This window comes from Pseudomonas pohangensis, assembly GCF_900105995.1.
GTDB lineage: Bacteria > Pseudomonadota > Gammaproteobacteria > Pseudomonadales > Pseudomonadaceae > Aquipseudomonas > Aquipseudomonas pohangensis.
In genome coordinates, this window is the sequence record NZ_LT629785.1 from 858,375 (window position 1) to 875,625 (window position 17,251).

Consider the following 17,251-nt stretch of genomic DNA (forward strand, 5'->3'; position numbering starts at 1 on the left):
TGGGCTGAAGCCCACCCTACACACACCCTGATGGTTCGATCTTCAGTTGAAGCTGCCCAGCAAGGGTGCCGGACGCGACTGTGGCTTGGCCAGCACTAACTGCGCGCAGCCGATGCTGCGTTCGAGGAAACCGCCCTCGCAGTAACACAGGTAGAACTCCCACAGGCGCATGAAGTAGTTGTCATAGCCCAGCTGTTGCAGCGGCGTGTGCGCCCGTTTGAAGTTGCTGTGCCAGAGTTTCAGGGTGCGCGCGTAGTGCAGGCCGAAATCTTCCATGTGATGCAGGTTCATGTCGGTATCGGTCGAGATCACCTCGAGCATGCGGTTCACCGAAGGCAGTGCGCCGCCGGGGAAGATGTAGCGCTGGATGAAGTCCACCGAGTGCTGCGCCTGGCGGTAGCGCTGGTCGCGGATGGTGATCGCCTGCAGCAGCATCAGGCCGTCCGGCTTGAGCAGGTGCGCGCACTGTTTGAAGTAGGTCGCCAGGAAGTCATGGCCGACCGCCTCGATCATCTCGATCGATACCAGCTTGTCGTACTGGCCTTCGAGATCGCGGTAGTCCGAGAGCAGCAGGGTGACGCGATCCTGCAGGCCCTGGGCCCTGATGCGTTGCTCGGTATAGGCATATTGCTCGCGCGACAGCGTGGTGGTGGTCACCCGGCAGCCGTAATGGCTGGCGGCGTACAGCGCCATGGCACCCCAGCCGGTGCCGATTTCCAGCAGGTGATCGCCCGGTTGCAGGTCGAGCTTCTGGCAGATGCGTTCGAGCTTGTTCAGCTGCGCCTGCTCCAGGCTGTCATCGGCACTCAGGAACATCGCCGCCGAATACATCATGGTCGGGTCGAGGAACTGCTCGAACAACGGGTTGCCCAGGTCGTAGTGGGCGGAGATGTTCTTCTGCGAGCCGTGGCGGGTGTTGCGATTGATCCAGTGCAGGGCCTTCATCGCCGGTCTGGCGAACAGGGCCAGGCCGCCTTCGAGACTGTCGAGCACGTCCAGGTTGCTGACGAACACGCGCACCACGGCAGTCAGGTCGGCGCTGCGCCAGTAACCGTGGATATAGGCTTCACCGGCGCCGATCGAACCGTTGCCGGCAACCATGCCCCAGAAGGCTGTATCCAGTACCTCGATCTCGCCCTTGAGTTCGCTGCTGGTGTCGCCGTATTCCAGCAGTTCAGCGTTTTCGTAAATGCGCAGGTGACCGTGACGCAGCTGTTGCAACTGGCGCAGGACGCTGCGGCGCAGCAGGCCAGCAGCCAGACCGGTGTGGCTGAGCAGGGAATATTTGGCGGGAAGGCTAGCGCTTTTCATGGGCAGGCTCCTGAGTGACGGCGGTGGCCACGCGGTATTCACCACTGGCGGGCTGATGGCTGAACAGCGGGATGCGTTTGAGCAGCAGGCGCAGGGCCTGCCAGTAGATGGATACAACGGTCTTGGCGGTCATCCACGGGAAGGCCAGCAGATGCCGGTGCAGGCTGGCGCGCGTCAGCGGCTGGCGCTGCAGGCTGAGACTGGCGTCGAACAGGCGTAGCGGGCCCTGCCAGTCTTCCATGTGAATGCCCAGGCGCTGCTGCGGCTGGCTGAAGTTCATGTGGTGTTCCAGGTCGCGCGGCAGGAACGGCGAAACATGCAGCCCCTTGACCACGGCGACCTGCTGGTGACCGCTGCCGCTGGTGGCCATCACGTAGTGATAGCGCTCGCCCCACGGTGTGTTGCTGACTTCGCAGAGAATCGCCTGCAGCTGTTCGTTGTCGTCGAAGCAATAGAAGAAGCTCGCCGGGTTGAACGCCAGGCCCCAGCTGCGCGGCTGGGTGAGCAGGCGCACCGGCCCGTTGATGCGTCGGCCCAGCGCTTCAGCGACCCGCTGCAGCACCGCCTCCCGCAGGGGCATGCCTTTGCCGGTGAATTGCGGCAGGTAGTCGCTCTCGCGAAAGCCGAAGGCGGCAAAACGTCCGCGCCCGGCCAGCGGCGACAGTGCCAGCACTGCCTCCTGCTCATCCAGATCGAGGTAAAGCATGCCGATGCGGTAGCTGAAATTGTGCACGCGCGGGGCAAAGCGGCGGTGGCCGATGTTGCCGCTGTACAGCGCGCTATGCACGATGGCCTGGTTCATAGCTGCTCTCCGAAGCTTTCAGCCACGCGCAGGGCGCTGACCACGCCGTCTTCGTGGAAACCGCTGGCCCAGTAGGCGCCGCAGAAATGCGTGTGCTGCAGGCCGCTGATTTCGTTCCAGCGCTGTTGTGCGGCGGTGGCGGCCAGACTGTATTGCGGGTGGGCATAGGTGTAGCGCGCGAGAATCCTGGCCGGGTCGATGGCGGCGGTCTGGTTCAGGCTGACGCAGAAGGTTTGCGGCGCCTCGATGCCCTGCAGGATGTTCATGTTGTAGGTCAGTGCTGCGGGGTTCTGCACCGGCCCGCCGAGGCGGTAGTTCCAGCTGGCCCAGGCCAGTTTGCGGCTGGGCAGCAGGCGTGTGTCGGTGTGCAGCACCACGTCATTGTCGGCATAGCGCAGGGCACCAAGAATCTCGCGCTCGCGCAGGCTCGGTGCGGCCAGCAGGCGCAGCGCCTGGTCGCTGTGACAGGCAAACACCACCTCGTCGAACTGTTCGCTACCGGCTGCGCTGATCACCGTTACGCCATCTGCCTGACGTTCCACGCGCTGCACCGGGCAGTTGCGGCGGATGCACCCGGCAAAGCTGGCGGTCAGCGGTTCTATATAGGCACTGGAGCCGCCCTGGATCACCCGCCATTGCGGGCGGTTGGTGACCGACAGCAGGCCGTGGTTGCGGAAGAAGCGCACGAAGAACTGCAGCGGGAAACCGAGCATATCGGCCAGAGACATCGACCAGATGGCCGCGCCCATCGGCACAATGTAGTGCTCGATGAAACGCTGGCCATAACCCTGTTGCTGCAGGTAGTCACCGAGAGTGATCTCGCTGTCGATCTGACCGCCAAGCAGGTCTTTCTGCACCTGCTTGTTGAAGCGCAGGATGTCACGCAACATGCCCCAGAAGCGCGGTGACAGCAGGTTGCGACGCTGGGCGAACAGGCTGTTGAGGTTGTTGCCGTTGTACTCCACGCCGCTGTGCGGATCGCTCACCGAAAAGCTCATCTCGGTCGGTTGCGAGGCCACGCCGAGCTGGTCCATCAGCTTGATGAAGTTGGGGTAGGTCCAGTCGTTGAACACGATGAAGCCGGTGTCGATGGCGTACTGCTTTCCCTCGACGCTGACCGGTACGGTATGCGTATGCCCGCCCACCCAGTCTTCGGCCTCGAAAAGCGTGATGTCGTGGCTGCGGTTGAGCAGGTAGGCACTGGTCAGGCCGGCGATGCCGCTGCCGATAATGGCGATCTTCATGCTGTTGTCCTGTTGGCAGCGTTCATGCTTTTCGTAGGAGCGGGCTTGCCCGCGAAACGGATCACTGACAAATACGCGCTCATGACTGTGCCTCCTCCAGAGCCGCCGGGCGTGTCAGGCGTTTGCCGATGGCCAGTTGCAGCCCGACCGGCAGGGCGCCGAGCAGGCGCAGCACGAGCATGAATGGCAACGGGAAGGCAATCTCGTAAGGCCGGGCCGGCAGGCGGCGGGCAATCCGTTGTGCCGCGCGCTGCGCCGACCAGCGCAGCGGCATGGGGAAATCGTTCTTCTGCGTCAGCGGTGTATCGACAAAACCCGGGCTGACCAGGGTGACGCTGATGGCCTCGGCGGCCAGATCGATACGCAGGGTTTCCATCAGGTAGCGCAGCCCGGCCTTGGACGCGCCGTAGGCTTCGGCCCGCGACAGGGGCGCGTAGGTCACCGAGCTGCCGACTGCCACCAGCTGCGCTTCGTCACCGCGACGCAGCAGCGGCAGCGCGGCTTCGATGCAGTAGGCTGCCGACAGCAGGTTGGCGCGCAGTACGCGCTCGATCATCGCCGCCTCGAACTGGCTGGCCTCGACATATTCGCAGTTGCCGGCATTCAGGATGGCGCAGTCCAGTGCGCCCCATTCGCGCAGGATGCGATTGCCGATCTGCGTGACCTGTTCAGCCTCGGTAAGGTCGCCGCTGACTACCAGCACCTGATGGGGGAAACGTTGGGCCAGCGCCTGCAACGGCGCCTTGCTGCGTGCCGACAGCGCCAGACGATGGCCCTGCTGCAACAGTTCGATGGCCAGTGCGTGGCCGATGCCACTGCTGGCGCCGGTGAGCCAGATGCGTCTGCTGCGGTGCTTCATGCCAGTCTCCCCTTCAGCCAGCGAATGGCCGTGCCCATCAGTGGCAGGTTTTCGTAAAGCAGGGCGCCGGCGTCGAAGTAATCGCGGTGCTGATGCACCTTGGCGTTCCACAGCAGATGGCTGCAGCCTTCGACGCGAATCAGTCCGCCGCGCTTGAGGCGCGGATGGCGGTAGCTCATGGTCCAGCGCAGGTAGCCTTCGCCTTCGCGCACCTGATCAAAGCCGTAGAAATCGAAACGCAGATCGCTGACGTTGCCGTACAACTCTTCGAAGTAACGCCGCACATTGCTCAGGCCGCGCACTTCGTGCAGCGGATCGCAGAAGCGGATGTCTTCGCTGTACAGCTCATTCAGGCGCTGCAGGTTGCCGGCGTTGAGCTCGCTGAAGGTACGCGCGAAGCGGTGCAGAAAATCAGACATGCGGGAACTCCTGAGTGAGCCTGGGTAGTTGCTTGAAGGCCTGCAGCGCGCGCTCGCGGCTGGCGCGCAGGTCGACCATCGGTGCCGGGTAAGCGCGCTGCTCGAACAGGTCGTCAACGGCTTGCGGGTTGTGCAGTTCGCGGTCGCTCAGGTGTGCCAGTTCCGGCAGCCAGTGACGGATAAAGCGGCCTTCGGCATCGAAGCGCTGCGCCTGATTGAGCGGATTGAAGATGCGGAAGTAGGGCACCGCATCGGTGCCGGTGGAGGCGCTCCACTGCCAGCCGCCGTTGTTGGCGGCCAGATCGCCGTCGATCAGCTGACGCATGAAATAGCGCTCACCCTCACGCCAGTCGATCAGCAGGTTCTTGGTCAGGAACATCGCTACCACCATGCGCAGGCGGTTGTGCATCCAGCCGGTGGCGTGCAGCTGACGCATCGCCGCATCCACCAGCGGAATGCCGGTACGGCCCTGCTGCCAGGCGAGCAACTCTTCCGGCGCATCCCGCCAGCCCAGCGCTTCGGTCTGCACCCGGAAGGCGCGGTGCCGCGAGACCCGTGGATAGCCCACCAGTACATGCTTGTAGAACTCGCGCCAGAGCAGTTCGTTGATCCAGCAGACAATCCCGGGGTTGCCGCTGTCGAACTCGCCACGATTGGCCTGCAGCGCCGCATGCAGGCACTGGCGTACGGATATCACCCCGGCGGCCAGATAGGCCGAGAGTTGGCTGGTGCCGGGCACGGCAGGCAGATCGCGCTGGCGCTCATAGGCGTGCATCTGCTCATCGGCAAAACACTGCAGGCGGCGTTGCGCCTCGGCTTCACCGGCTGGCCAGAGGCGGCGCAGGGCTTCATCCGGCGTGGCGAATCCGGCCACGCTGTCGGGTAGGCGGTCGCTGGCCAGCGCCAGTGGTGCCTGGGCCGACGGGTAGGGCAGGCAGGCTGGCAGCGACAGATGCAGGCGCTGCCGGCAGACCTTGCGGAACTGGCTGAACACCTGGAAGTAGTTGCCGGACTGGGTCAGTAGCGTGCCGGGCTTGAACAGCAGCTGGTCGAAATGGCTGTGCCAGGCGATGCCCTGTTGTTCGAGCAACTGTGCGCTGGCCTGATCACGGCGGGTTTCGTGGATGCCGTATTCCTGATTGCTGTGCACCGCGCTGATCTGCAGTTCTGTGCTCAATTGCAGCAATAGCTCCGGCACCTGCTGCCAGTTATCGCACTGGCGCAGCAGCAACGGCACATTCAGGGCGGCGAGACTGTGCTGCAGGCTGTGCAGGTTGCGCAGCCAGAAATCGACCTTGCACGGTGCGTCGTCGTGTTCCAGCCACTGTCCGGGCGTGATGATGTACAGCGCCACAGTCGGGCCGGCGGCCATGGCGGCAGCCAGCGCGGTGTTGTCGCTGCAGCGCAGATCGCTGCGTAGCCAGAGCAATTGGGTCATGACAGCTCTCCATGGCGCTGCATGCGCTGCAGCTCGTTCAAGGCATCGAGTGGTGTAACGGCCAGACTCAGGCCGGGGATATCGCCCAGTTCAGCGACATGCCGGCTGGCAGCCGTGCCGACCAGCAACAGCGGCACCCCGCTGCTGCTGGCCAGACGCGGCAAATGGCGCTGCAGGCAGTCGGCATCCAGCGTCTGGCTGGCATACAGCAGCAGGGCTGCCGGTTGCATGCTGTCCAGGGCCAGGCCCAGTTCCGCCAGCGGCACCGGCCACTGGAAAACATCGATCAGCAACTGGTTACCGGAAGCCAGCCAGGCGGTCAGCCACATTCCGGGATCCAGCGGGTTGTCGCCGAGATTGACCAGCAAAAGGCGGCGGCCATGGGGCTGGCGGTTGCTGTGATAGACCCGTGCACTGAGCTTGCTGTGTAGCCAGGAGTGCAGGAACACGCGCTCGAGCTGGCCGCCGAACTGGCCTTGCCAGCGTTGTTCGAGACTTTCCAGCAGCGGCAGCAGCAGGCGTTCGAGCAGGGTGACCGGCGGATACAGCGCCAGCATGCGGTTGAAGGCTTCGTCGAGCTGCGGCTGGTTGAGCTGCAGCAGGGCCTGCTGCAGTTGCTGGCGCTGTTGGTGCCAGACGCCGTCTTCGCTGACCTCTGGCGTGTCGCGATTTTCCAGCAGCAGGCCGACCTGGCCCACGGCCACACCGCGATTCAGCCAGGTAAGGATATGTTGGATCCGCGCCACATGGCTCTGGTCATACAGGCGATGGCCCTTGGGTGTGCGCTGCGGCTTGAGCAGCCCGTAGCGGCGCTCCCAGGCGCGCAGGGTCACGGCATTAACGCCGGTCTGGCGCGCCACGTCACGAATCGGCAGCCAGCCATCCTGCAGGGCCTGCAGGTAGTCACTGGCGGGTTCGGTGGAGGGCAATTCATTCATGGTCAGAGCGCATTGCGCAGGCTGAGATCTTCGGGGTGCGGCTGCATGTAGGCCTGCAGGGCAATGTAGGGCTGCGGATTGCGGCGGAAGTGGTGCTTGAGCAGGGTCAGCGGCACCACCAGCGGCACGATGCCTTCGCGGTACTGGTGGATGATCTGCTGCATCTCGCTGCGCTCGTCACGGCTCAGCGCCGGGCGCAGATAGCCGGAAATGTGCTTGAGCACGTTGCTGTGGGTACGCCGCGTGGCGGTCTTCTTCAGCGCTGCCATCAGCAGGCTGAAATACTGCGGGCCAATGACGTTGGCATCCTGCTTGCCCATGCTGCCGAGCATGCGCCCCAGTTCGCGGTACTGCTGGGGATGGTTGGCCATCAGCTGGTACTTGTAGCTGGAATGGAAGGCAATGATCGCGTGACGGGTCAGCCCGGCCTGCAACAGGCCCTGCCAGCGCGCATAGGCATACACGCGGGTGATGAAGTTCTCACGGAGTACCGGGTCGTTGAGGCGGCCGTCTTCCTCCACCGGCAGGTCGGGGCGGGCACTGCAGAAGGCGTTGGCGTAGATGCCGCGACCGCTTTTGTCAGCCGGTTTGCCATTGTCCTGATAGACCTTGACCCGCTCGACGCCACAGGAGGGCGACTGCTGCATGAAGATGTAGCCGCAAAGATCCTGCTGGCTGGCGGCCATCTCGCGGCCATAGGCGGCCAGCGGTTCGGTGACATCCAGCTGCCGGTTGACCGTGCCCACGGCGCGCGGCGCTGCTATCTCGCCGACCAGACGGATCGGCTCACGCGGCGTGCCCAGGCCGATGGCCACTTCCGGGCACAGCGGCACGTAGTCGAAATGCCGGGCCAGCGCGTCCTTGCACAGGCTGGAGGCCTTGTGACCACCGTTGTAGCGCACCTCATGCCCGAGCAGGCAGGCGCTGATGGCGATCTTCGGACGGGCAACAGGTTGGTCGGTCATGGCATACACCTCAAAACTGTACAGATAGTTATATTTGTACAAGTGGTGTGTATGTTATGCGATTTCTTGTACATGTCAAATTACTTGTACAAGAAAGGTTAAGTATTGCGCCGAAATGTGGGGTGGGCTTCAGCCCACCACGGCAATTGCGTCGGCACACGGTGGGCTGAAGCCCACCCTACGCAGACTGTCTGCGGCGCGGGTGTCGGGTGAGATGGGCGTTGTAGTGGGGGCGGCGACTCGCCGCGAAAGCGCGTGTCTGGCGGGTAACAGGCAAAGGCTCGCGCCGGGGCCGTCGCTCGCGCAGTCGAGTTGGCGACTTGGTGTTCGTTACCCACAAAAAAGCCGCTGACGCTTGGGGCGGCAGCGGCTCGGTTTGCCGGTCAGCTCAGGACTGTTCAGTCGTGTCCGGCGGCACCATGGCGGCAATGATGTCGCACATGCTGATGGTGCCCAGGTGCTTGCCCTTGCTGTTGGCCACGTTGGCGGCTTCCAGCCCTTCGCAGCTGAGCAGGCGTGCGGCCTCTTCGATGACCAGGCCGGCATCCAGCACCGGGCCCTGGATCGGTGCACCTTCGTTGAGCAGGGTGCGACAGCGGATGACCCGTCCGCGATTGACATCGCGCACGAAGCTTTCAATGTAGTCATCCGCCGGCTTGAGCACGATCTGCTGCCCGGTGCCCTGCTGTACCACCTCGCCGTCACGCAGGATGGCGATGCGATCACCCAGACGCAGCGCCTCGTCGAGGTCATGGGTGATGAACACGATGGTCTTGCCGATTTCCTGCTGCAGGTCGAGCAGTACGCTCTGCATATCGCTGCGGATCAGCGGATCGAGGGCCGAGAAGGCTTCATCCATCAGCAGGATCGGTGCGTCATTGCTCAGCGCGCGGGCCAGGCCGACGCGTTGCTGCATGCCACCGGAAAGCTGGTTCGGATAGTTGTCCTCGTAGCCCTTGAGGCCGACCCGTTCGATCCATTGCATCGAGCGTTCACGGCGTTTTTTCTGCGCGATGCCCTGCACCTGCAAGCCGTATTCGGCGTTTTCCAGCACGGTGAAGTGCGGAAACAGGGCGAACTTCTGGAACACCATGGCGGTCTGCTCGCGGCGGAAGCGCAGCAGTTCCTGATTGCTCATGCGCACCACGTCCTGTTGCTGGCCGGCTACATCGACCAGCACCTCACCGGCCGTAGGGTCGATCAGGCGGTTGATGTGGCGGATCAGCGTGCTCTTGCCCGAGCCGGACAGGCCCATCACCACCTGGATGCCGCCCGCCGGCATGTCTATATTGATATCGCGCAGACCCAGCACGTGACCGTGGACGTCACGCAGCTCCTCTTTGCTCATGCCGCCCTGTACCGCTTCAAGCAGCTTTTCCGGTGTCGGGCCGAAAATCTTGTACAGGTTGCGGATCGAGATGCCGGTACTGGCCGGGTTCGTTGCTGCTGTATTGCTGTTCACTGTGGGATCAGCCATGAACCACCTCCAGATGCCGTTGCAGGCGCTTGCCGTAGGCCTGCGAGGCACGGTCGAAAATGATCGCGATGCCGACAATGGCCAGGCCATTGAGCATGCCCATGGTGAAATACTGGTTGGAAATCGCCTTGAGCACCGGCTGGCCGAGACCCTGTACGCCGATCATGGCAGCGATCACCACCATCGCCAGCGACAACATGATGGTCTGGTTGACGCCGGCCATGATGGTCGGCAGCGCCAGCGGCAGCTGCACCTGATGCATCTTCTGCCAGCCCGAGGCGCCAAAGGCGTCGGCGGCTTCCAGCAGGTCCTTGTCGACCAGACGGATGCCCAGGTTGGTGAAGCGGATTACCGGCGGGATGGCGTAGATCACTACGGCAATCAGGCCGGGCACGCGGCCGATGCCGAGCAGCATCACCACCGGAATCAGATAGACGAAACTGGGCATGGTCTGCATCACGTCGAGGGCCGGATTGACCAGCCGGTTCAGGCGCTCCCAGCGACTCATGGCAATGCCGATCGGTAGTCCGAGCACCAGGGCCACCACGGTGCAGACGAAGATCATCGAAATGGTCTTCATAGTGTTGTCCCACATGCCGAAATAGCCGATCAGCAGCAGGGTAATCAGGGTGCCGAGCACGATCTTCCACGAGCGCGAGGCGAACCAGGCAACGATCAGGATACCGCCCAGCACCAGTGGCCAGGGCGAGCGGGTCAGCAGGTGTTCGGAAAACAGCAGGAAGTCGCGCAAGGGGTCGAACATGCGCTCGATTGTTTCGCCGTATTCGCGGGTAAAGTTGCGAAAGCCGCCGTCTACGGCGCGGCGCATGGCGCTGAGTTGTTCAACGCCCATGGCGGGAAAATCATCTAGCCAAGACATAAGAAAACCTGGGTTGAGGAAGTAACTAAAGGTGATGTGCCGGTGACGTGTCAGGCAAGACCTGTGGTGGGCGGATGGGGTGGGCTTTAGCCCACCGTTGTGGCTCGCGTAGGTATCGGTGGGCTGAAGCCCACCCTACGATCGCCCTGCACCCGGGTGTTTAGCCGACAGGAGACCGGCACATAGCCAGGATCAACTGCAGAAGATCAAAGTGCAGCCTTGACCTTTTCGGCGACTTCCGGAGCTACCCAGGGCGTCCAGATTTCCGGCTGGGACTTGAGGAAGTGGCGTGCAGCATCAGTGCCGGTAGCTTGGTTGTCGCTCATCCATGCCAGCTGCTGGTTAACCGTGGCGTTGCTCCAGGCACGCTTGTTCAGGTAGTCCACTGCAGGGCCGCCGGCTTTTGCAAAACGGTCGGTAACCACGGTGAACACTTCGGCACGCGGCCAGTCACTCTTCTGCGGGTCGGCACAGTCAGCCTTGGTGTTGCAGGGCCAGACTTCCTTGTTATAAGGCACGCCGGCATCCAGCTTGACCATGTCGTACTTGCCGAGGATCGACGTCGGTGCCCAGTAATAGCCCAGCCAGCCTTCGTTGCGCTCGTAGGCCTTGGCGATCGAGCCATCCAGGCCGGCAGCCGAACCGGTATCGAGCAGGATGAAGTCCTTATCGGCAGCGCCATAAGCCTTGAACGCATTGCCGGTGGTCAGCTGGCAGTTCCAGCCGGACGGACAGTTATGCACGACGCCCTTGCCTTCCTGCTCGGCCGAGGGGAACAGCTCCGGGTGCTTGAGCGCATCATCGATGGTCTTGATCGACGGGTTGGCTTCAGCCACGTACTTGGGTATCCACCACCCTTCAACACCACCATCGCTGAGGGCTTCGGCGGCGTAATGCAGGCGGCCATCTTTCACTGCCTTTTCCAGCGGCTCGCGGACGGCATTGATCCAGGCTTCGGGTGCTACATCCGGCTTGCCCTTTTCCATCATGGCAGTCAGGGTCGGCATGGTGTCACCCGGTACCAGTTCGACTTCACAGCCGTAACCATTGGCAAGGATGAATTTGTCGACATTGGCCAGCAGTTCGGCGGACTGCCAGTTCATATTGGCCACCGTGACCTTGCCGCAGGCTTTATCAGCAGGGGCCGTTGCGGCAGTCGTTGTTGCGGCAGGCGCTGTTGCGCTGGCTGCCGGGGCTTCTTCTTGCTTGCCGCAGGCGCTGAGCGCGAGGGCGGAAGCGAGCAGGGCTAGAGACAGTTTTGTCGTCTGGTTCATAGGGTCTTCTCCGGGTTCGAGTGGGGGTTCCACCGACGCGTTGCGCCACTGGTGCTGCATGCACACCCAAGGACCTGAAGATAAGAACGAACGCTGCTGCAAGGCTAACTGACCAGCCGCTCAACCAACAGGGCGTTGGGTTGAACTGGACGTTACCTTAACGTCACAGGCCGTTTTGCGCAAATGCTGCAGCCTGCAAGAAGCTGCTGAAAGCCGTATTTTAGAAGGCGTTCGCTATATTTTCAGTGTTTTTAGCGTAAGCCGTATATGGGCTGATCAGGCCGGTTCCGCACAGCCGGCGCTGGGCCTGGATGGTTGCAAGGCGACTTTGCGAAACCATAGGCGTGGCCGTGCCGGATTGCCTGAAGCCCTTCCGGCACGCCCTGCATCAGGCGGCGTGCACGATACGCGCAGTCAGCGTGCCGCTGACTGCGCAGACCATCAGGCCACTGACCGCTGTACTTGAGCTTCCAGTTCCTGCTTGAGTGCGGGCGCCAGTTGCAGCTGCCGCGCCAGTTCATCCAGATAGGCACGTTCCATGAAGTGCTGCTGGTCGACCATCAGCAGGCTGGCCAGATACATCTCGGCGGCCATTTCCGGGCTGCTGGCGGCGCGTGCCACTTCGCCCGGATCCAGCGGCTTGTTGAGCTCTGCCGCCAGCCACTGCTGCACTTCATGATCCTGGGTCAGCTTGCTGAACTCACCCTCGATTAGCTGGCGTTCGCGATCATCGATATGGCCATCGGCCTTGGCGGCCGCTACCAGCGCACGAAGAATCGCCTGGCTGTGCTGCTCGGCCTGCGGGGCCGGCAGGCGGTCGAGGGTCTGTGGTTCGCTGGCCGGCGTGCTGCCCTGCTGCGCCTGCCAGTTGCCATAGGCTTTGTAGGCCATCACGCCGAGCGCTGCCAGACCACCATAAGTCAGGGCGTTGCCACCGACCTTGCGTACGGTCTTGTTGCTGCCCAGCAGCAAGCCCAGCGCGCCGGCAGCCAGTGCGCTGCCGCCGGCACCGCCGAGCAGGTCGGTGAGGCCGCCGGCTGCTCCGGCCGGATTATTGCCCGCCTGTTTGGCAGCATTGTCCTGCAGCAGGCTTTGTCCGGATTTGAGTAACTGGTCGAGTAGGCCACGGGTAATCATTGCAGGCGCTCCAGTGAGTCGATGGATAGAGACTGTAGGGCTGCAATCGTAAAATATCCGCTGCTGCCGAGGGTGTTCGGGATTGCTTCGGGATGTTGCCCACTGCCAAGGTGATGGCTAGTCCGAAGGTCAGTGGGTTGTCGCCGCCGGCCGATGGTTGAAGGCAAAGATCATCAGGACAATTACCAGCATCAGCGCTGCCGAGGCCGAGTAACGGCTCAGTTCCAGGCCGCCGCTAGTGTAGGGCTTGTCGAGAAAGTCGCCGACTACCGCGCCCAGTGGCCGGGTCAGAATGAAGGCCGCCCAGAACAGCACGGTGCGGGAGATTTTTGTCCGGTAGTAGGCCACGGCAATGGCGGCCAGCAGCCCGCCGAAGATCAGCGCACTGGCCAGATAGCCCAGGCCTTCGGTATCGGCTACCCAGTCACCGAGGGCGGTGCCCAGGGTTTGCGAGAACATGATGGTGACCCAGTAGAAGATTTCCGATTTGGGCGAACTGACCGTGTCCACGGCGACCGAGCCGAGTGTCTGCTTCCAGACCAGCAGCGAGCTCAGCAGCAATCCCAGCAACAGCGCCGAACCGCCGGCATAACCGATACCCAGCGAGCGGTCGGCATAGTCGGCGAGGGTAGTGCCGACCGTGGTGGTGGCGATGATGGTCGCCCAGTAGGTCACCGGATGGAATTTCTTCGAATACATCTGGAAGCTCACGGCGACCATGAATATGGCACCGAAGATGGCGGTGCTGAGCAGGTAGCCCAGTCCCATGGACATGGACAGCGCATCACCGCCGGTTTCGCCCAGTGTTGTCGCGAATATCTTGATCACCCAGAAGATCAGCGTGACTTCCGGAACCTTGCTCAAGGCCTGTTTTACTTCTGTGTTCATGTATTACCCCTGAATGAGTGGATGCAGCGGGGGCAATTGTTCAAGGGCGCTCGTCAATTCGCTGTGAAGCAGAAATGAATTTATGGTGAGCAGCGATTACTGAAGCAGTGGGCTGTTCGCGGATTAGCAATGCCAGTCGGAAACCGCATTGGCTGCGGGTTGCGCAATGGCATGGCAGCTGGCGCAGCACCCGGACCAATGCTTGAAGCCAGGGGCCGCTGCCAGATCGTCAGCGCCACCCGGTTTTCTGGCAGCTGTTCCTTAAACCAGAAAACCGGCTAGTTTCAACGGCTCAAGGCTCGCCCAGATAGAGCCGCTGCACCTTGATCCAGTCGTCGCCGCTCACCGCCCGCAGCAGTTCGAGATTAAGCCGCTCGCGATAGGGGCTGCCATTGGCCAGCGCGAATGCGTAGGACTGGTTCTCGAAGGTACCCGGCAACAGACGCAGACCACCACCGCCCATCTCGCCGTTGCGGTACTGCATGATCGGCAGGTCATAAACCACCGCTTCAGCGTCACCCTGTTGTACCGCAAGCATGGCTTCCATCAGGTTGGGATAATTGCTGTGGCGTATACGCTGGCTTTCCAGATACAGCGACCCGGAGGTCTTGTCGACACTGGCGACATGGGCGCGGCGCAGGTCCTCGGGGCCCTGAATGCCACCTTGCAGGTTACCCACGGTCAACATGCTGGCCACAGCAGCAGTAAAGGTCGACACCATGATCAAACCGGCGAACATCCACACCAGGCCGACCAGGCGTCCGCCCAGGGTGACTGGCGCTTTATCGCCATAGCCAACGGTGGTCATAGTCACTGCCGCCCACCAGAAACTTGAGCCCAGTCCCTGCACCGGCGAACCGCCAAACTGCTCCTGATTCCTGTGACGCTCGAACAGCCAGAGCACCGCGCCGACCAGCATCAGCAAGAGCGCCAGGCCGAAAATCAGGGTGAAGAATTGCCAGGACAACAGCCCTTTCAGGACTCCCCAGCCGCCGCCCTCACTGCTGCGCGGCACACCAATGGCCAGGCCGGTACGGTAGAACGGATGGGTAAAGTCGAAACGCTCCTCGCGTTCGGCGGTCATGGTCAACGCGCCTACCACCACATCCAGCTGGCCGTCTTCAAGGCCGGGGAGCAAACGATCAAACGGCATGGGCAGCAGTTCAAAGCGATAACCGGCCTTGTCGGCAATGCTGTTCCATAAATCAATGCTGATACCGCGCCAGCTGCCATCCGGCTCCTTGATGACGAAGGGCGGTACTTCGGTAATGCCTACCCGCAACAGCGGTTCATCCGGCTGCGCAGCCGTTGCATGCAGCCCCAGCAGTGCCAGCCATAGAAAGATCAGAACTCTCAGCATGTATTACTCCCCTGTTTATCTGGCATCAGGGTAACAAAAACTGCCTGGTAGCCCTGCAATCACGCCTGCCAGCGCAATGCTGAACAGCCATACAGGTCATTTCCTCTTGCCGGTAAGCAGCGCTGCCAGGCTTGTTCGGCTGCGCGCCGGGCAACTTCCTCCACCCGGCCAGGGTTGCGAGTGAGCGCCTAGGCGGCGCTGATGCTCTGCAGGATGTTCCCGGCGGCCATGCGTCCGCTGAGCCAGGCGCCTTCCACGCGTCCGGCCTGGCACCAGTCGCCACAGGCGAACAGGCCCCGTTGTGCATCGGCGAGGGTGCCGAAACCGCTGTCTGCTGCCGGCCGGGCATACAGCCAGCGCTGCGCCAGGCTGAAATCGGCAGCGGGCAGGGTAGTGCCGAGCACGCTGCCGAAGGCTGCCGACAGTTGTTCGATTGCGCTGTCAGGGGACAGGTCCAGATGCTGACGGGTCCACTCGCTGCTGGCGTGCAGTACCCAGCTGTCGATGGCGCCGCCTCGTTGCGGCTTGCTCGCGTTGCGCGCGATCCAGGCCAGCGGGTTGTCCTGAACAAAGCAGGCCTGCATGGGGGTGGGCAGGGCTTGCTGGAAGCCCAGAGCCACGGCCCACACCGGTTGCATGGCGGTAGCCGCCGCCTGTGCTGCCAGTTCGGGAGCGGCGGCCAGCAGCGGGCTGGCCTGGGCGGCCGGGGTGGCCACCAGCACATGGCTGAACGGGCCATGCAGCTGGCCATCGGCATCCAGCAGTTGCCAGTGCTGGTCGCCGCGAAAGACTTCACAGATACGTGTGGCGAAGCGCACCGGCAATTCGCCGAGCAGGCCGCGAGTCAGGGCGCTCATGCGCGGCGTGCCGACCCAGCGCGTCTGCTCATCGGCCGACACTTGCAGCCGGCCCTGGCGGAACTGGTACAGCTGTGGCGACCAGGGTGCGATCCAGCCCTGTTTTTGCCAGTCCGTCACCGCCCGGCAGAAGTCCGGATCACGGGCGGTGAAGTACTGCCCGCCGAGGTCAAGCTCGCCGAACGGGCTACGCTTGCTGGACAGGCGTCCGCCACTGCCGCGGCTCTTGTCGAACAATTGCATGGCATGCCCGGCCTCATGCAGCGTACGGGCGGCAGCCAGGCCGGAAATTCCGGCGCCGATGATGGCAATGTGCGCTTGCATGGCGATTCCTGTTGGCGAGGTGAGTGAAAGTTATTTGACTAAAATTGTACAAAGTATTTAATCTGTACATGATTTAGTCAAGCCGATCCGCTTTGCCACTAGCCTGCGACAAGCCCGATAACCGACCCTGAGGAAATGACCATGCAGATCCTGATTACCGGTGGCACCGGCCTGATCGGTCGTGCGCTATGCAGCTACTGGCTGCAGCAGGGGCATCAGCTAACGGTCTGGAGCCGCAGCCCCGAGCGGGTGGCTTCGCTGTGTGGCGCGAAGGTGCGTGGCATCGGCCAGTTACAGGAGTATGGCGAAGGTGCGCTGGATGCGGTGGTCAATCTGGCCGGTGCGCCGATCGCCGATCGTCCCTGGACCGCCCGGCGCAGGCAGCTGCTGTGGGACAGTCGGATCACCCTCACCGAGCAACTGGTGGCCTGGCTGGCGACCCGCGAGCATAAACCGCAGGTCCTGGTATCCGGCTCGGCCGTGGGCTGGTATGGCGATGGCGGTGAGCGCGAGCTGGATGAACAGCAGGCGCCGGTCACCAGCGACTTTGCCAGTCAGCTATGCCAGGCCTGGGAAAACTCGGCGTTGATGGCCGAAGCGCTGGGTATCCGCGTGGTGCTGGTGCGTACCGGGCTGGTGCTGACTGCCGATGGCGGCTTTCTCAAGCGCCTGCTGCTGCCGTTCAGGCTCGGTCTGGGCGGGCCGATAGGTAGTGGCAAACAATGGATGCCGTGGATTCATCTGCAGGATCAGGTGGCACTGATCGACTTTCTGCTGCGCCAGGAGGCGGCCAGCGGGCCGTATAATGCCTGCGCCATGCAACCGGTGCGCAATGCAGCCTTCACCCGCGCATTGGCCAAAGCCCTGCATCGGCCTGCATTCATGCGGGTGCCGGGCGTGGCGTTGAAGCTGGGCATGGGCGAGTTGTCGGGGTTGTTGCTGGGTGGTCAGTGTTGCCATCCGGTGCGCCTGCTGGAAGCGAATTTCGCCTTTCGATTCAATACACTGGAGGACGCCCTGGGCGACCTGCTATGCAGATGAATTTGGCCCGGGCATGTTCAACGCTCTCTCACCGCAG

The 17,251-nt window shown here is 62.7% G+C and carries 16 protein-coding genes; 1 reads left to right on the plus strand and 15 read right to left on the minus strand.

All coding sequences use genetic code 11. The features are described 5' to 3' along the window. Positions 1 to 42: 42 nt before the first annotated feature. The 15 genes from BLT89_RS04085 to BLT89_RS04155 form a co-directional block, all read right to left on the minus strand. Entirely contained in the window at positions 43 to 1,311 is a 1,269-nt protein-coding gene (locus tag BLT89_RS04085) for an SAM-dependent methyltransferase (RefSeq protein ID WP_090193224.1), read from the minus strand. Next, the gene (locus tag BLT89_RS04090) at positions 1,298 to 2,098 is read right to left on the minus strand and encodes a DUF1365 domain-containing protein (protein ID WP_090198692.1); all 801 of its coding nucleotides are present in this window, start codon (positions 2,096 to 2,098) and stop codon (positions 1,298 to 1,300) included. The genes BLT89_RS04085 and BLT89_RS04090 overlap by 14 nt, the downstream gene beginning before the upstream one ends. An 11-nt stretch (positions 2,099 to 2,109) precedes the next feature. Further along, positions 2,110 to 3,357 carry an NAD(P)/FAD-dependent oxidoreductase gene (locus BLT89_RS04095; RefSeq protein WP_090193225.1) on the minus strand — a complete coding sequence of 416 codons (1,248 nt, stop codon included), beginning with the start codon at positions 3,355 to 3,357 and terminating at the stop codon, positions 2,110 to 2,112. A 79-nt stretch (positions 3,358 to 3,436) separates the two neighbouring features. Then, the gene (locus tag BLT89_RS04100) at positions 3,437 to 4,216 is read right to left on the minus strand and encodes an SDR family NAD(P)-dependent oxidoreductase (protein WP_090193226.1); all 780 of its coding nucleotides are present in this window, start codon (positions 4,214 to 4,216) and stop codon (positions 3,437 to 3,439) included. Further along, complete coding sequence (locus BLT89_RS04105) at positions 4,213 to 4,635, minus strand: nuclear transport factor 2 family protein (protein ID WP_090193227.1); 423 nt, start codon at positions 4,633 to 4,635, stop codon at positions 4,213 to 4,215. Before BLT89_RS04105 ends, BLT89_RS04100 begins: the two co-directional genes overlap by 4 nt. After that, positions 4,628 to 6,073 (minus strand): deoxyribodipyrimidine photo-lyase, encoded by a 1,446-nt coding sequence (phrB, locus tag BLT89_RS04110; RefSeq protein ID WP_090193228.1) that lies wholly within the window; start codon positions 6,071 to 6,073, stop codon positions 4,628 to 4,630. The genes BLT89_RS04105 and phrB overlap by 8 nt, the downstream gene beginning before the upstream one ends. Continuing rightward, positions 6,070 to 7,011, minus strand: coding sequence for a MerR family transcriptional regulator (locus tag BLT89_RS04115; protein WP_090193229.1), 942 nt, complete (start codon positions 7,009 to 7,011; stop codon positions 6,070 to 6,072). The genes phrB and BLT89_RS04115 overlap by 4 nt, the downstream gene beginning before the upstream one ends. A 2-nt stretch (positions 7,012 to 7,013) precedes the next feature. Then, positions 7,014 to 7,976 (minus strand): YbgA family protein, encoded by a 963-nt coding sequence (locus tag BLT89_RS04120; RefSeq protein WP_090198695.1) that lies wholly within the window; start codon positions 7,974 to 7,976, stop codon positions 7,014 to 7,016. A gap of 388 nt (positions 7,977 to 8,364) precedes the next feature. Next, complete coding sequence (locus BLT89_RS04125) at positions 8,365 to 9,453, minus strand: quaternary amine ABC transporter ATP-binding protein (RefSeq protein ID WP_197673535.1); 1,089 nt, start codon at positions 9,451 to 9,453, stop codon at positions 8,365 to 8,367. Further along, on the minus strand, positions 9,446 to 10,333 hold the full coding sequence (locus BLT89_RS04130) for an ABC transporter permease (protein ID WP_090193231.1): 888 nt from the start codon (positions 10,331 to 10,333) through the stop codon (positions 9,446 to 9,448). Before BLT89_RS04130 ends, BLT89_RS04125 begins: the two co-directional genes overlap by 8 nt. A gap of 206 nt (positions 10,334 to 10,539) precedes the next feature. Continuing rightward, a complete protein-coding gene (locus tag BLT89_RS04135; protein WP_090193232.1) occupies positions 10,540 to 11,607 on the minus strand; it encodes an ABC transporter substrate-binding protein in 1,068 nt (355 codons plus the stop codon). A gap of 441 nt (positions 11,608 to 12,048) precedes the next feature. Beyond that, complete coding sequence (locus BLT89_RS04140; protein WP_090193233.1) at positions 12,049 to 12,744, minus strand: tellurite resistance TerB family protein; 696 nt, start codon at positions 12,742 to 12,744, stop codon at positions 12,049 to 12,051. Between the two features lie 129 nt (positions 12,745 to 12,873). After that, the gene (locus BLT89_RS04145; RefSeq protein ID WP_090193234.1) at positions 12,874 to 13,632 is read right to left on the minus strand and encodes a COG4705 family protein; all 759 of its coding nucleotides are present in this window, start codon (positions 13,630 to 13,632) and stop codon (positions 12,874 to 12,876) included. Positions 13,633 to 13,924: 292 nt separating this feature from the next. Continuing rightward, positions 13,925 to 14,992 (minus strand): transporter substrate-binding domain-containing protein, encoded by a 1,068-nt coding sequence (locus tag BLT89_RS04150; RefSeq protein ID WP_090193235.1) that lies wholly within the window; start codon positions 14,990 to 14,992, stop codon positions 13,925 to 13,927. Positions 14,993 to 15,180: 188 nt separating this feature from the next. Next, positions 15,181 to 16,173, minus strand: a complete 993-nt coding sequence (locus BLT89_RS04155) for an NAD(P)/FAD-dependent oxidoreductase (protein ID WP_090193236.1) — start codon at positions 16,171 to 16,173, stop codon at positions 15,181 to 15,183. 141 nt (positions 16,174 to 16,314) lie between these two features. Here BLT89_RS04155 and BLT89_RS04160 point away from each other — a divergent pair, with 141 nt between their 5' ends. Next, positions 16,315 to 17,214, plus strand: coding sequence for a TIGR01777 family oxidoreductase (locus tag BLT89_RS04160; RefSeq protein ID WP_090193237.1), 900 nt, complete (start codon positions 16,315 to 16,317; stop codon positions 17,212 to 17,214). Positions 17,215 to 17,251: the final 37 nt, after the last annotated feature.

Coding starts and splice junctions, on each gene's coding strand:
- BLT89_RS04085 (WP_090193224.1), bottom strand. CDS start 1,311: ATGAAAAGCGCTAGCCTTCCCGCCAAATATTCCCTGCTCAGCCACACC.
- BLT89_RS04095 (WP_090193225.1), bottom strand. CDS start 3,357: ATGAAGATCGCCATTATCGGCAGCGGCATCGCCGGCCTGACCAGTGCC.
- BLT89_RS04100 (WP_090193226.1), bottom strand. CDS start 4,216: ATGAAGCACCGCAGCAGACGCATCTGGCTCACCGGCGCCAGCAGTGGC.
- BLT89_RS04105 (WP_090193227.1), bottom strand. CDS start 4,635: ATGTCTGATTTTCTGCACCGCTTCGCGCGTACCTTCAGCGAGCTCAAC.
- phrB (WP_090193228.1), bottom strand. CDS start 6,073: ATGACCCAATTGCTCTGGCTACGCAGCGATCTGCGCTGCAGCGACAAC.
- BLT89_RS04115 (WP_090193229.1), bottom strand. CDS start 7,011: ATGAATGAATTGCCCTCCACCGAACCCGCCAGTGACTACCTGCAGGCC.
- BLT89_RS04120 (WP_090198695.1), bottom strand. CDS start 7,976: ATGACCGACCAACCTGTTGCCCGTCCGAAGATCGCCATCAGCGCCTGC.
- BLT89_RS04125 (WP_197673535.1), bottom strand. CDS start 9,453: ATGGCTGATCCCACAGTGAACAGCAATACAGCAGCAACGAACCCGGCC.
- BLT89_RS04130 (WP_090193231.1), bottom strand. CDS start 10,333: ATGTCTTGGCTAGATGATTTTCCCGCCATGGGCGTTGAACAACTCAGC.
- BLT89_RS04135 (WP_090193232.1), bottom strand. CDS start 11,607: ATGAACCAGACGACAAAACTGTCTCTAGCCCTGCTCGCTTCCGCCCTC.
- BLT89_RS04140 (WP_090193233.1), bottom strand. CDS start 12,744: ATGATTACCCGTGGCCTACTCGACCAGTTACTCAAATCCGGACAAAGC.
- BLT89_RS04145 (WP_090193234.1), bottom strand. CDS start 13,632: ATGAACACAGAAGTAAAACAGGCCTTGAGCAAGGTTCCGGAAGTCACG.
- BLT89_RS04150 (WP_090193235.1), bottom strand. CDS start 14,992: ATGCTGAGAGTTCTGATCTTTCTATGGCTGGCACTGCTGGGGCTGCAT.
- BLT89_RS04155 (WP_090193236.1), bottom strand. CDS start 16,173: ATGCAAGCGCACATTGCCATCATCGGCGCCGGAATTTCCGGCCTGGCT.
- BLT89_RS04160 (WP_090193237.1), top strand. CDS start 16,315: ATGCAGATCCTGATTACCGGTGGCACCGGCCTGATCGGTCGTGCGCTA.